The organism is Jatrophihabitans sp. GAS493 (assembly GCF_900230215.1).
Taxonomy (GTDB): domain Bacteria; phylum Actinomycetota; class Actinomycetes; order Mycobacteriales; family Jatrophihabitantaceae; genus MT45.
In genome coordinates, this window is the sequence record NZ_LT907982.1 from 1,899,553 (window position 1) to 1,912,335 (window position 12,783).

Annotated in this window: 11 protein-coding genes; 7 read left to right on the forward strand and 4 right to left on the reverse strand. The window is 66.0% G+C overall.

Going from position 1 to position 12,783, the window contains the following annotated elements; genetic code table 11:
• Positions 1–31 precede the first annotated feature (31 nt).
• The 7 genes from CPH63_RS08620 (at position 32) to CPH63_RS08650 (ending at position 8,214) form a co-directional block, all read left to right on the forward strand.
• Entirely contained in the window at positions 32–808 is a 777-nt protein-coding gene (locus CPH63_RS08620) for an NADH-quinone oxidoreductase subunit J (RefSeq protein ID WP_197704638.1), read from the forward strand.
• Positions 809–1,139: 331 nt separating this feature from the next.
• The gene (gene nuoK, locus CPH63_RS08625) at positions 1,140–1,439 is read left to right on the forward strand and encodes an NADH-quinone oxidoreductase subunit NuoK (protein ID WP_096302526.1); all 300 of its coding nucleotides are present in this window, start codon (positions 1,140–1,142) and stop codon (positions 1,437–1,439) included.
• A 20-nt stretch (positions 1,440–1,459) separates the two neighbouring features.
• Positions 1,460–3,373 carry an NADH-quinone oxidoreductase subunit L gene (nuoL, locus tag CPH63_RS08630; protein WP_241895850.1) on the forward strand — a complete coding sequence of 638 codons (1,914 nt, stop codon included), beginning with the start codon at positions 1,460–1,462 and terminating at the stop codon, positions 3,371–3,373.
• Complete coding sequence (locus CPH63_RS08635; protein WP_096302527.1) at positions 3,373–4,920, forward strand: NADH-quinone oxidoreductase subunit M; 1,548 nt, start codon at positions 3,373–3,375, stop codon at positions 4,918–4,920. Before nuoL ends, CPH63_RS08635 begins: the two co-directional genes overlap by 1 nt.
• A complete protein-coding gene (gene nuoN / locus CPH63_RS08640) occupies positions 4,917–6,479 on the forward strand; it encodes an NADH-quinone oxidoreductase subunit NuoN (RefSeq protein WP_197704639.1) in 1,563 nt (520 codons plus the stop codon). Before CPH63_RS08635 ends, nuoN begins: the two co-directional genes overlap by 4 nt.
• A complete protein-coding gene (locus CPH63_RS08645; RefSeq protein WP_241895851.1) occupies positions 6,476–7,486 on the forward strand; it encodes a polyprenyl synthetase family protein in 1,011 nt (336 codons plus the stop codon). Before nuoN ends, CPH63_RS08645 begins: the two co-directional genes overlap by 4 nt.
• 41 nt (positions 7,487–7,527) lie before the next feature.
• On the forward strand, positions 7,528–8,214 hold the full coding sequence (locus tag CPH63_RS08650) for a TetR/AcrR family transcriptional regulator (RefSeq protein WP_096302529.1): 687 nt from the start codon (positions 7,528–7,530) through the stop codon (positions 8,212–8,214).
• On the opposite strand, the gene rarD is transcribed toward CPH63_RS08650, so the two are convergent.
• The 4 genes from rarD to CPH63_RS08670 are packed head-to-tail and all read right to left on the reverse strand — an operon-like array spanning position 8,174 to position 12,564.
• On the reverse strand, positions 8,174–9,163 hold the full coding sequence (gene rarD / locus CPH63_RS08655; RefSeq protein WP_197704640.1) for an EamA family transporter RarD: 990 nt from the start codon (positions 9,161–9,163) through the stop codon (positions 8,174–8,176). The genes CPH63_RS08650 and rarD overlap by 41 nt on opposite strands.
• Positions 9,160–9,678 (reverse strand): GNAT family N-acetyltransferase, encoded by a 519-nt coding sequence (locus CPH63_RS08660; RefSeq protein ID WP_197704641.1) that lies wholly within the window; start codon positions 9,676–9,678, stop codon positions 9,160–9,162. Before CPH63_RS08660 ends, rarD begins: the two co-directional genes overlap by 4 nt.
• Complete coding sequence (locus CPH63_RS08665; RefSeq protein WP_096302530.1) at positions 9,663–10,709, reverse strand: 2-oxoacid:ferredoxin oxidoreductase subunit beta; 1,047 nt, start codon at positions 10,707–10,709, stop codon at positions 9,663–9,665. The genes CPH63_RS08660 and CPH63_RS08665 overlap by 16 nt, the downstream gene beginning before the upstream one ends.
• Positions 10,702–12,564: a 2-oxoacid:acceptor oxidoreductase subunit alpha gene (locus tag CPH63_RS08670; protein WP_096302531.1), complete on the reverse strand. Its 1,863-nt coding sequence runs from the start codon at positions 12,562–12,564 to the stop codon at positions 10,702–10,704. The genes CPH63_RS08665 and CPH63_RS08670 overlap by 8 nt, the downstream gene beginning before the upstream one ends.
• Positions 12,565–12,783 lie beyond the last annotated feature (219 nt).

Below are 12,783 nucleotides of genomic sequence, written 5' to 3' on the forward strand. Positions count from 1 at the left end.
GAGCTCCGTTATTGCTGCTAGCCAGCCGTTGATGCACGGTGATGTTCCACTCGGTGAGGCGATCGCCTTCTGGGTGCTCGCTCCGGTCTCGCTGGCCGGTGCCATCGGTATGGTGCTGCTGCGAAACGCCGTGCACTCGGCGCTGTCGCTGGCTGCCACCATGATGGCGCTGGGCATGATCTACCTGATCGAGCAGGGCCCCTTCATCGGCCTGGTGCAGATCATCGTCTACACCGGCGCGATCATGATTCTCTTCCTGTTCGTGCTGATGCTCGTCGGACGCGACTCGTCGGACTCGATCGTGGAGACCCTGCGTGGTCAGCGCGTCGCCGCCACCTTCATCGGTCTCGGATTCGCCGTCATCGTCGCGCTCGGAGTCGGCCGCGCCTTCACCGGCGTGAAGCCGGTGGATCTGACCCAGACCAACGCCGACGGGCACAACGTCGACTCGCTAGCGGCACTGATCTTCACCAAGTACCTCTTCGCTTTCGAACTCACCTCCGCGTTGCTCATCGTCGCTGCGGTCGCCGCGATGGTGCTCGCTCACATCGAGCGGGACGAGCCGAAGCCGACTCAGAAGGCCGTCGCGCGGGACCGGATCCGCTCGGGACGCCCGCAGCCGCTGCCCGGCCCGGGCGTGCTCTCCAGTGGAAACTCGATCGGCACGCCGGCGCTCCTGCCGGACGGCTCTATCTCCACCGAATCGGTGATGGTCTCCACGCCGGGTGGAATGGACGTCTCACTCGACTCGCCTCAGCAGTACTACCCCCACCAATCCGGCCTCCCGAACCCCGGAGCAAAACCATGACCGTCCTCCTCCCCGCCGCCCTCCTGCGCTCCGCTCCTCGGTCGCTGGCGCTCCCTGCGATGCTCACTTCGGAGGCCGGCTCGTGACTGTGCTTCCCGCCGCCCTCCTGCGCTCCGCTCCTCGGTCGCTGGCGCTCCCTGCGATGTTCACTTCGGAGGCCGGCTCGTGACTGTGCTTCCCGCCGCCCGCCTGCGCTCCGCTCCTCGGTCGCTGGCGCTCCCTGCGATGCTCACTTCGGAGGCCGGCTCATGACTGTGCTTCCCGCCGCCTGCCTGCGCTCCGCTCCTCGGTCGCTGGCGCTCCCTGCGATGCTCACTTCGGAGGCCGGCTCATGACGCCTACCTATTACTTGGTGCTCTCCGCCGCTCTCTTCACCATCGGCGCCGTCGGCGTTCTGGTGCGACGTAACGCGATCGTCGTCTTCATGTGCGTGGAACTGATGCTCAACGCGGTGAATCTGACCCTGGTCACCTTCTCGCGGATCAACGGCTCGCTCGACGGCCAGATCATCGCCTTCTACGTCATGGTTGTCGCCGCGGCTGAGGTTGTGGTCGGCCTGGCGATCATCATGTCCATCTTCCGAACCCGCAGATCCGCGTCGGTCGACGACGCGAACCTGCTGAAGTACTAGGAATCAAAGGGAATTACGACGTGATTCAAGCTACTGGAATCCAGTCTGCCGCATGGCTGCTCGTCGCGCTGCCCGCGATCACAGCAGCGATACTGCTGCTGGCGGGCAAGCGCGCGGACAAGTGGGGGCACCTGCTCGGCACCGCTGTTCCCATCGTGCTCTTCGTGATCACGCTTGCGCTCTTCTTCTCCGTGAAGTCACAGACTTCGCGTGAGGTGAATCTGCATCTCTTCAGCTGGATCTCCGTCGGTTCCTTCAACGTCGACGTCGGCTTCCTCATCGACCCGTTGTCGCTCACGTTCGCGCTGCTCATCACCGGCGTCGGTTCGCTGATCCACATCTACGCGGTCGGCTACATGGATCACGACCCGGGACGCCGGCGCTTCTTCGGCTACTTCAACCTCTTCATCGCGGCGATGCTGCTGCTGGTGCTGGCCAACGGGTACCTGGTTCTCTACGTGGGCTGGGAGGGCGTCGGCGTCGCGTCGTACCTGCTAATCGGGTACTACTACAACCGCTCGTCCGCGGCGACCGCGGCCAAGAAGGCCTTCATCGCCAACCGGGTCGGTGATGTCGGACTCTCCATCGCCATCATGCTGATGTTCGCCTACCTCGGCAGCACCTCGTTCGCGGGCGTCTTCGGCGCCCTGGCCGGTGGCCACCCCGGAGTGAGCGGCACGGCGATCACCGCGATCGGGCTGATGCTGCTTCTCGGCGCCTGTGGAAAATCCGGTCAATTCCCGCTGCAGACCTGGCTCCCGGACGCCATGGAGGGCCCGACCCCGGTCTCGGCCCTCATCCACGCGGCGACGATGGTCACCGCCGGCGTCTACCTGATCTGCCGGTCGGCCCCGATCTTCGATCTCTCCGAGACGGCGCGCACCGTCGTCACCATCGTCGGTGCGATCACCCTCCTTTACGGCTGCATCTGCGCGTTCGGACAGGACGACCTCAAGAAGGTTCTCGCGTACTCCACCGTCAGCCAGATCGGCTACATGTTCCTCGCCGCTGGGCTGGGCAACGGGGTCTACGCGATCGCGATCATGCACCTGCTCGGCCACGGTTTCTTCAAGGCGGCACTCTTCCTCTCCGCCGGTGCGGTCATGCACGCGATGAACGACCGCATCGACATGCGCCGCTTCGGCGGACTGCGCACAGTCATGCCGGTAACCTTCGTCGTCTTCGTCTGCGGCTATCTGGCGATCATCGGATTCCCCTTCGCCACCGGGTACTTCACCAAGGACAAGATCATCGAGGCCGCCTTCGACAAGGGCGGCACCTCGGGCTGGATTCTGGGCATCGTGGCGCTACTCGGCGCCGGCCTCACCGCCTTCTACATGACCCGTGCGCTGATCATGACCTTCTTCGGAGAGAAGCGCTGGGAGGATGACGTCCACCCGCACGAGGCGCCGAAGTCGATGACGGTGCCGATGCTGATCCTGGCCTTCTTCTCCCTGGTCGCCGGTGGCTTGATGGTCTACGGTGGCGCCGTCCAGAACTGGCTCACCCCATCGGTCGGCCCGTCGGTCGAGGAGGGCGTGCACACCATCTCACCGATCGTGCTCACCATCATCACGCTGCTCGTGGTCGCCGGCGGCGCCGCCGGTGCCTATGTGGTCTTCGGTCAGCGTGAAGTTCCGGCCACGGCCCCGGTCGGGGTCACGCCGATCACTACCGCGGCCCGTAACAACCTCTACGCCGACGCCTTCAACGAGGCGGTTCTCATGCGCCCCGGTCAGTGGTTGACCCGAGCGCTCGTCTTCGTCGACAACAAGGGCATCGACGGTGGGGTCAACGGTCTCGCCGCCGCGCTCGGCGGCGGATCGGCCAGGCTGCGCCGAACACAGAACGGATTCGTCCGAAGTTATGCACTATCCATGTTGCTGGGCACCCTCATCGTCGTCGCCGTCCTGCTCGGCGTGAGGTTCCTCTGATGCATAACGTTGCACTCGTCGTACTGATCCTGATCCCGCTCCTCGGGTCGATCGCTGTCTTCTCCCTGCCGGCTGGCCAGAATCAGGCCGCCAAGGTCACTGCCCTGGGCGTCTCGCTGCTCACCGTCGTCTACACCGGTGCCCTGGCGATCGCCTACGACACCAGCGCAACCGCGCCGCGCTTCCAGTTCCAAGGGAGTTGGAACTGGATCAAGTCCCTCGGCGTCCATTTCGCCTTCGGGGTCGACGGCATCGCCTTCGTCCTGGTCGGCATGTCGGTCATCCTGGTGCCCTGCGTCGTGCTCGCCTCCTGGAACTCCTTCGACAGCGCCGAGGGCTCCGAGGAGGCGGACGAGAAGCCGCGCAGCGTGAAGACGTTCTTCGGGCTGCTGCTCCTCCTGGAATTCTTCATGGTCGGTGTCTTCGTCGTCACCGACGTCTTCCTCTTCTACGTCTTCTTCGAGGCGATGCTGGTTCCGATGTACTTCATCATCGGGTTCTTCGGCGGCCCGCGCCGTCAGTACGCGGCGATGAAGTTCTTCCTGTACTCCCTGGTCGGCGGCCTGCTCATGCTGGCCTCTGTCATCGGCCTCTACATCACCAGCGGCCAGAGCACCTTCGCCTTCACCGACCTCATCGGGACGATCCCCGACAACGCGACCCAGAAGTGGCTCTTCCTCGGCTTCTTCATCGCCTTCGCGATCAAGGCTCCGCTGGTGCCCTTCCACACCTGGCTGCCGGACGCCGGTTCCGAGGCTCCGGCCGGGGGTGCGGCGATCCTGGTCGGTGTCCTCGACAAGGTCGGCACTTTCGGATTCCTGCGCTACTGCCTGCCGCTCTTCCCGGCCGCCTCCAAGTGGTTCGCTCCGACCGTGCTCGTGCTGTCGGTGGTCGGCATCCTCTACGCCGCCTTCGTGGCGATCGGCCAGCGAGACATGAAGCGACTTGTCTCATACACCTCGATCGCCCACTTCGGCTACATCGGGATCGGTATCTTCGCCTTCACCACCCAGGGCGGAACCGGTGCCGTCTTCTACATGGTCAACCACGGCCTCTCGACGGGCGTGCTCTTCATCGTCATCGGCATGTTGATCACACGCGGCAAGAGTCGCCAGATCGCCGACTACGCCGGCACCGCGAAGATCACCCCCCGGTTGGGCGGCGCGTTCCTGCTGGCCGGCCTGTCGGCCATCGCGCTGCCCGGCATGAGCACCTTCATCAGTGAATTCCTGGTGCTCGTCGGTACCTTCACCCGGCACAAGACCATCGCCGTGCTAGCCACGCTCGGCATCGTGCTGGCCGCCATCTACATCCTGTACCTGTATCAGCGGACCATGCAGGGTCCGGTCATCGACAAGGTGAAGAAGTTCAAGGACCTCAACAAGCGCGAGCTCTGCGCGGTGGCCCCGCTGCTGGCGCTGATCATCTTCCTCGGCGTCTATCCGAAGCCCGTCCTCGACGTGATCAACCCTGCAGTGCAAGCGACGTTGCATGACGTCGGCGTCACTGATCCACTTCCCGCGTCTGTCCACGGAGGAGTCAAGTGACCTCGCACTACGTACTGGCCGCGAGTGACACGGCGACGCTGCACGCGCCGTCGATCGCCTACCACGCGTTGGCCCCGATTCTCATCGTGCTGATCACCGCCTGCCTGGGCGTGCTCGTCGAAGCGTTCATCCCGCGCAAGGAACGCTTCAACCTGCAGCTCGTGGTGAGCCTGGTCGGCCTGCTGGGTGCCCTCGTTGCCGTCGGTCTGCTGCACAACGTGGAACTCTCGACGGTCTCCGGTGCCATCTCCGTCGACGGAGCCGGGCTCTTCATCCAGGGTTCGGTCCTCGTCCTGGCCTTCCTCTCCTTCCTGCTCATGGCTGAGCGGGGCGTGGACACCGGCAGCGCCATCGTGGCTCAGGCGGCACTGGTCGTCGGCTCGCACCGCGACCGCGAGCTCAACCGCACCAGCCGGGTGCAGACGGAGATCTTCCCGCTCGGCCTCTTCGCGGTGGCCGGGATGCTCATCTTCCCGCTGGCCAACAACCTGCTGCTGATGTTCATCGCCCTCGAGGTGCTCTCGCTGCCGCTGTATCTGATGGCGGGCATGGCCCGTCGCCGTCGCCTCCTCTCCCAGGAAGCGGCGCTCAAGTACTTCCTGCTCGGCGCCTTCGCCTCGGCGTTCTTCCTCTACGGTCTGGCCCTGCTCTACGGCTACGCCAACTCCGTCGACCTGCCGGCCATCCTCACCGCCTCCCAGGGCTCCGGCAAGCCGGATGTGCTGCTGTACATGGGCATGGGCCTGCTCCTCGTCGGCCTGCTCTTCAAGGCCGGCGTGGCGCCCTTCCACAACTGGACCCCGGACGTCTACCAGGGGTCGCCGACGCCGGTGACCGCCTTCATGGCCTCCTGCACCAAGATCGCCGCCTTCGGCGCCATCCTGCGAGTCCTCTACGTCGGTTTCATCTCCACGGACTGGGAGTGGCGCCCGGTTATCTGGGCGGTTGCGATCACGTCGATGCTGGTCGGCGCCGTCTTCGGTCTCACTCAGACCGACATCAAACGCATCCTGGCCTACTCCTCGATCGCACACGCGGGTTTCCTGCTGGTCGGACTCACCGCGACCTCCACCGACGCGATCTCCGGGACGCTCTTCTACCTGATCACCTACGGCCTGGCGACCGTGGCCGCCTTCGGCATCACGACGCTGGTCCGCGACGCCGACGGCGAGGCGGCCCACCTGTCGCAGTGGTCCGGCCTGGCCCGCAAGAGCCCGCTGGTCGCGATCACCATGACCGTCCTGCTGATGTCGATGGCCGGTATCCCGCTCACCGCCGGGTTCATCGGGAAGTTCGTCATCTTCAAGGCGGCCTGGCATGAGGCCGGTCCGCTGGTCGTCATCGCGCTGATCTGCTCGGCCATCGCGGCGTTCTACTACCTGCGTATCGTGGTCATGATGTTCTTCGCCGAGCCCCCGGAGAATGCTCCGACCGTGGCCATCCCCTCGTCGGCGACCACGATCGCCATCTCGTTCAGCGCAGCCGCGACGGTGGTGCTCGGGATCGTCCCGCAGCCGCTGCTCGACCTCGCCGCCAGATCCGCGTTCCTGCACAAGTGAGCGCCGGCCAGGTGAATATCGCTCTCCTCGGGGTCAACTTCCCGGATACGGAGTTGGCGGATTCGGTCCGCAACCGGGTAGCCGACGTGGAGAAGGCGCTGCGGTCGAGTGTCAGCTCGGACTACGAGTTCCTCGATGTCGCCGCCCGCTACCTGGTCGACGCCGGCGGCAAGCGGTTCCGACCGTTGGTGACGGTGCTGGCGGCGCACTTCGGTGACGTCCAGGCGCCGGCCATCGTCGATGCCGCAGTGGTGGTTGAGCTGACCCATCTGGCCACGCTCTACCACGACGACGTGATGGACGAGGCCGGCGTCCGCCGGGGGGCCGAGTCGGCCAACGCCCGCTGGACCAACACGGTAGCCATCCTCACCGGTGACTTCCTCTTCGCGCGGGCATCCGACCTGCTGGCCGATCTCGGCCCGGATGCGGTCCGGATCCAAGCCCGTACCTTCGAACGTCTGGTAACCGGGCAGATCCGCGAGACCATCGGCCCCGGACCGAATGACGACCACATCGAGCACTACCTGGCCGTGCTGGCCGACAAGACCGGCTCACTCATCGCCACCGCAGCCGAGTTCGGTGCCGGCTTCGCGGGTGCCTCGCCCGACGTGGTCGAGAGCCTGCGGCGGATCGGCGAGATCATCGGTGTCGCCTTCCAGATCTCCGACGACATCCTCGATGTCGCCTCCGAGTCCAGCCAGTCCGGGAAGACGCCCGGGACAGATCTACGCGAGGGGATTCCGACGCTGCCCGTCCTCTACGCCCTGCGCGACTCCGATCCGGCGAACGACCGGCTACGCGAGCTGGTCAAGGGGCCGATCTTCGACGACGGCGAGCATGCCGAGGCGCTCGCCCTGCTGCGCTCGTCAGAGGCACTGCGGCAGGCCCGCGAGACGCTCGACGGCTACGCGGCGGCGGCTCGCGAGATGCTGGCTGAACTTCCGGATCTGCCGGCCCGGGCCGGATTCGCGGCGGTCGTCGATCTGGTTGTCGCCCGAACTGGTTGAGCTTGCAAGGAAGGGTTTGATCCATCGGCTAAGTTAGTGCGGTGGCTCACATCATTGACGCAGAACTGCGTCATGAGCGGCGCCGGGACGACTTGATCTACGCGGCGATCTCGGCGATCGAGGCCGAGGGCGTCGGCGTCGGGATGGGGCGCATGGCCGAACTGGCCGGTGTCAGCCGTCCGATCTTCTACCGCCACTTCAAAGACCGCGAGGAACTGGACGAGCTGGTTCGCCGCCGGGCGCTGGCCCTGCTGATGCGCGAGGTGCTGCCGCAGTTCGGGTTCAGCCGGCCGCCGATGAAGACCCTGCGGGGCGTCACCACCGCCTACGTGACTTGGATTGTCGGTCATCCGCGGCTGCACCAGTTCCTGGAGTCCGGCAGCTCCGGCAGCGGCAACGTCGATCACTACGCGGTGATGGCCAAGAACGAATACATCACCGTGATCAGCAACTACTTCGCCGCCATCGTCGAACTCAGCGATGACGACGACCGCTTCCGGGTGCCGCTGGCGTCGGGGATGGTGGGTTTCGCCGACGCGGTCATGCGGCGCTGGTTGATGGACGCTGAACCTAAGATGCCGGCCAAGGAACTGGCCGAGTTCCTCACCGTGTCACTCTGGATGCTCTTGGATGGCCATCTCCGCTCGGCCGGCATCATCATCGACCCGGACCGCCCGCTGGAAGAGGTTATATGGCCGGTTCAACCGCAGCATCAGGCTCCGGCGTGACCGGCGTGACCGCCATGGCGCGGCGCTGACGCAGCGCATCCATACTCAGCAGCACCAGGGCCATCCAGACCAGCCCGAAGCCGATCCAACGCGCCGCCGGCATCGACTCGTGTTTCAGCCCGACCCCGACCGCGAACTGCAGCACCGGTGCGAGGTACTGCAGCATGCCGATCGCCGAGAGCGGAAGCCGGCGAGCCGCGGCGCCGAAGAAGAGGAGTGGGATCGCGGTGACGAGTCCGGTGCTCATGAGCAGCAGTGCATTCCCGCCGCCGTCGTGGCCGTAGACCAGCGTCCCCTGCAGTTGGAGCACGAAGAGCGTCACCACCGCCGGGATGAACAGAACGGCCGTCTCGACGGCCAGCGACTCCACCGCACCGACCCCGGCGCTCTTCTTGCAGAAGCCGTAGGTGGCGAAGGAGAAGGCGAGGATCAGCGCGATCCAGGGCAGTCGCCCGTAGTCAACCGTGAGAACGACGATCGCCAGGGAGGCGATGCCGACTGCGACCCACTGCATCTGGCGCAGCCGCTCCTTGAAGATCAGTACTCCGGCCACGATGCTGAGCAGCGGATTGATGAAGTAGCCGAGGCTGGTCTCGATGATGTGGCCGCTGTTCACTCCCCAGATGTAGACGCCCCAGTTGACGGCGACCACGATCGCGGCCAGCACCAGTAGCCAACGGGTGCGGGGCACGGCTATCGCGTGCCGCACAGCCGGCCAGGATCTTCCGCGCCAGACCAGCAGCGCGACGAAGGCCAGCGACCAGACCACCCGGTGGGCCAGAATCTCCAGAGCACTGGCCGGCTCCAAGAGCGGCCAGTACAGCGGGAAGAGGCCCCAGAGCAGATAGGCGAGGACCCCGAAGAGGTATCCGCGACGTAGATGGTGCCGCTCGGCCTCGGTCTGGGTCTGGATCTCGGCCTCGGTCGGGGACTCGGCGGCTCCCGTCACAGCTGCACGTCAGCCGGGCTGGGCCGATTCGCCCGCGTGTCGATCTCCATCCAGGTCTCCGGCACCCGCAGCGCGGTGAAGCCGACATCGGCGTAGACGCGATGCGCGTCCCGAGTGGCCAGGACGAAGCGGGGCACCCCGAGTCGGCCCAGCTCGGCCACGACCGTCTCCACCAGCCAATGCCCGATCCGCCGGCCTCGCCACCGCTCGTCGACGAAGACATCACCGATCCAGGCGAAGGAGACCAGATCGGAGGTGACGCGGGCCAGCGCCACCTGTGCGCCCTCTGCGTAGACCCCGAACGGGTAGCTGTTACCCAGCGAGCGCTCAACGTCGTCGGGCGAACGCTCACTGGCCCAGTAGGAGGAGGCCAACCAGTCGCAGATCCGGTCGAGGTCCAGCCGAGCCGGGTCGGTGCTGATCTGCACTCCGTCGTCGCGGGTGGCCGAGAAGTTCAGCCGGTCAACGCTCGGCTGGTCGGCGCTGGCACGGTCGTGGCTCAGGCGACAGTCCAAGCGTCGTTCCCCTGCAGCAGCTTGTCGAGTGAGGCGGTGTCGGCCGGCGCCTGGGTGAGGGCGTGGTCGAGCTGCGCACTCATGAGGGAGTCGTAGGTGGGTCGTTCGACGGAGCGGAAGACCCCCATCGGGGCATAGCGACGATCCAGTGAGCTCAAGCGGGAGAGGGCGAAGGCGTAGGACGGGTCGTCGTGGTGGGCGTTGTGCACGACCACCCGGGGGTCGCCCTCCGGAACGTCGTTGGCCACGCTGAACGAGCCGTACTGGTCGCGTACGACGGCCTTCGAGCGGTCGGCGCCCAGGCGAAGCTCCTGCCCGTGCTCCATCCGGATCATCCAGTCGTCGCGGGTGTCGGCGTCCTTGATCAGGTCGAAGGCGCCGTCGTTGAAGATATTGCAGTTCTGGTAGATCTCGACCAGCGCGGTGCCCTGGTGGTCGGCCGCGGCGCGCAGCACCGAGGTGAGGTGCTTGCGGTCGGAGTCCAGGGTGCGGGCGACGAACGTCGCCTCCGCCCCCAGGGCAAGCGACACCGGGTTGAACGGGTGGTCCAGCGACCCCATCGGCGAGGACTTGGTGATCTTGCCCAGCTCCGATGTGGGGGAGTACTGGCCCTTGGTCAGGCCGTAGATCTGGTTGTTGAAGAGCAGGATCTTCAGGTTCACGTTGCGGCGCAGCGCGTGAATGAGGTGGTTACCGCCGATGGAGAGGGCGTCACCGTCGCCGGTGACGACCCAGACCGAGAGGTCCGGGCGGGAGGAGGAGAGCCCGGTCGCGATCGACGGGGCGCGGCCGTGGATCGAGTGCATCCCGTAGGTGTTCATGTAGTACGGGAAGCGTGAGGAGCAGCCGATGCCGGAGATGAACACGATGTCTTCCCGCTTGACGCCGAGGTCGGGCATGAAGCCCTGCACGGCGGCCAGGATGGCGTAGTCACCACAACCGGGGCACCAGCGCACCTCCTGGTCGGTCTTGAAGTCCTTGGCCTTCAACCCCAGAGCTGAGGCACCGTTGGGGACCACTGATTCAGTCATTGTGCAGAACTCCTTGCAGCATTTCGGCGAGGTCGGCGGCGCGGAACGGCATCCCGCGGACCTGGGTGACGCTGATGACGTCGACGAGGTACTTGGCCCGGATAAGCGTGGCCAGCTGGCCGAGGTTCATCTCCGGCAGCACCACCTTGTCGTAGGCAGCCAGAATCTCGCCGAGGTTGGCCGGGAACGGATTGACATGACGCACGTGCGCCTGGGCGATGGAGTATCCGGCCCGGCGGACGCGGCGCACCGCGGCCCCGATCGGTCCATAGGTCGAGCCCCAGCCCAGCACCAGCACCTTCGCCGGGTCGCCGAGCTCAGCGCCCGGGTCGTCGACGGTCATCGGCGCGATGGTGCGGGCGATGCCGTCGACCTTGGCCTGCCGGGTGCGGACCATCAGGTCGTGGTTGTCCGGGTCGTAGGAGATGTTCCCGGTCTTGTCGGCCTTCTCGATGCCGCCGACCCGGTGCTCCAGCCCCGGGGTGCCGGGAATCGCCCACGGGCGGGCCAGCGTCTCCGGATCACGCAGGTACGGCCAGAACTCGCCGTCCGGGCCGTTCGGTTCGGTCGCGAACTCCACCCGCAGGTCGGGCAGGTCGGCCGCGGTCGGGACCTTCCAGGGCTCCGAGCCGTTCGCGATGTAACCGTCGGAGAGCAGGAAGACCGGGGTGCGATAAGTCAGTGCGATCCGGGCCGCCTCGACGGCTGCGGCGAAGCAGTCGCCCGGGGACTGGGCCGCGATGATCGGCACCGGAGCCTCGCCGTTGCGCCCATACATGGCCTGCAGCAGGTCCGACTGCTCGGTCTTGGTCGGCAGACCGGTTGACGGGCCACCGCGCTGGATGTCGCAGATGATGAGCGGGATCTCCAGCGACACGGCCAAGCCGATCGCCTCGCCCTTCAGCGCGATGCCGGGACCGGAGGAGGTGGTGACGGCCAGCGCCCCGCCGAAGGAGGCGCCGATCGCGGCGCCGATACCGGCGATCTCGTCTTCGGCCTGGAAGGTGCGGATCCCGAAACGCTTGTGCTTGGAGAGTTCGTGCAGGATGTCCGACGCCGGAGTGATCGGGTAGGCGCCCAGGTAGAGAGGCAGGTCGGCCCGCTGGGCGGCGGCGATCAGGCCGTAGGAGAGGGCCAGGTTGCCGGTGATGTTGCGGTAGGTGCCCGCCGGAAGCGGCGCCGGCTTCACCTCGTAGTTCACTGCGAAGGCCTCGGTCGTCTCGCCGTAGTTCCAGCCGGCCTTGAACGCTTTGACGTTCGCCGCCGCGATCTCCGGCTTCTTGGCGAACTTGTCTTGAAGGAACTTCAGCGTCCCCTCCGTGGGTCGCGAGTACATCCAGGAGAGCAGCCCGAGCGCGAACATGTTCTTGCTGCGGCCGGCGTCCTTGCGCGACAACCCGCTGTCGGCCAGTGCGTCCAGGGTCAGCTGGGTGAGCTCGATCGCGTGCAGGTTGAACTGCTCGAGCGTCCCGTCCTCGAGCGGGTTGGTGTCCCAACCGATGCGGGCCAGTGCCCGGGTGGTGAAGTCATGGGTGTCGATGATCAGCGTTGCGCCCTTGGCCATGTCACCCAGATTCGCCTTCAGCGCCGCCGGGTTCATCGCGACCAGTACGTCCGGGCGGTCACCTGGGGTGAGGATGTCGTGGTCGGCGAAGTGCATCTGGAACGATGACACTCCCGCCAGAGTGCCCTGGGGGGCCCGGATTTCGGCCGGGAAGTTGGGCAACGTGCTGAGGTCGTTGCCGAAGTTTGCCGTCTCTTGGGTGAAGCGATCGCCGGTGAGTTGCATCCCGTCACCGGAGTCACCCGCGATTCGGATGACAACACGATCAAGCTGCTGGACTTCCTTGGACATGCTTAGGGTGCCTGTCTTGTCGGGTGCAGATGGGGTTCTGCCGGAGGAAATGCCGCCTGAAGCACCTCGTGCGACGCCGAGGAAGGCGAATCTGTGTTCATCGATCCACCAACCTGTCCATGGTACGGAGCTAAACGCTCATCGGCGCGTGGTATCGCTCACGTCTCGGCCGTTCAGCTCGGCTTCGCCCCCTGTTCGCCCAGTGATCACGGGACCTTC

Coding starts and splice junctions, on each gene's coding strand:
- CPH63_RS08670 (WP_096302531.1), bottom strand. CDS start 12,564: ATGTCCAAGGAAGTCCAGCAGCTTGATCGTGTTGTCATCCGAATCGCG.
- CPH63_RS08665 (WP_096302530.1), bottom strand. CDS start 10,709: ATGACTGAATCAGTGGTCCCCAACGGTGCCTCAGCTCTGGGGTTGAAG.
- CPH63_RS08620 (WP_197704638.1), top strand. CDS start 32: ATGCACGGTGATGTTCCACTCGGTGAGGCGATCGCCTTCTGGGTGCTC.
- CPH63_RS08635 (WP_096302527.1), top strand. CDS start 3,373: ATGCATAACGTTGCACTCGTCGTACTGATCCTGATCCCGCTCCTCGGG.
- nuoK (WP_096302526.1), top strand. CDS start 1,140: ATGACGCCTACCTATTACTTGGTGCTCTCCGCCGCTCTCTTCACCATC.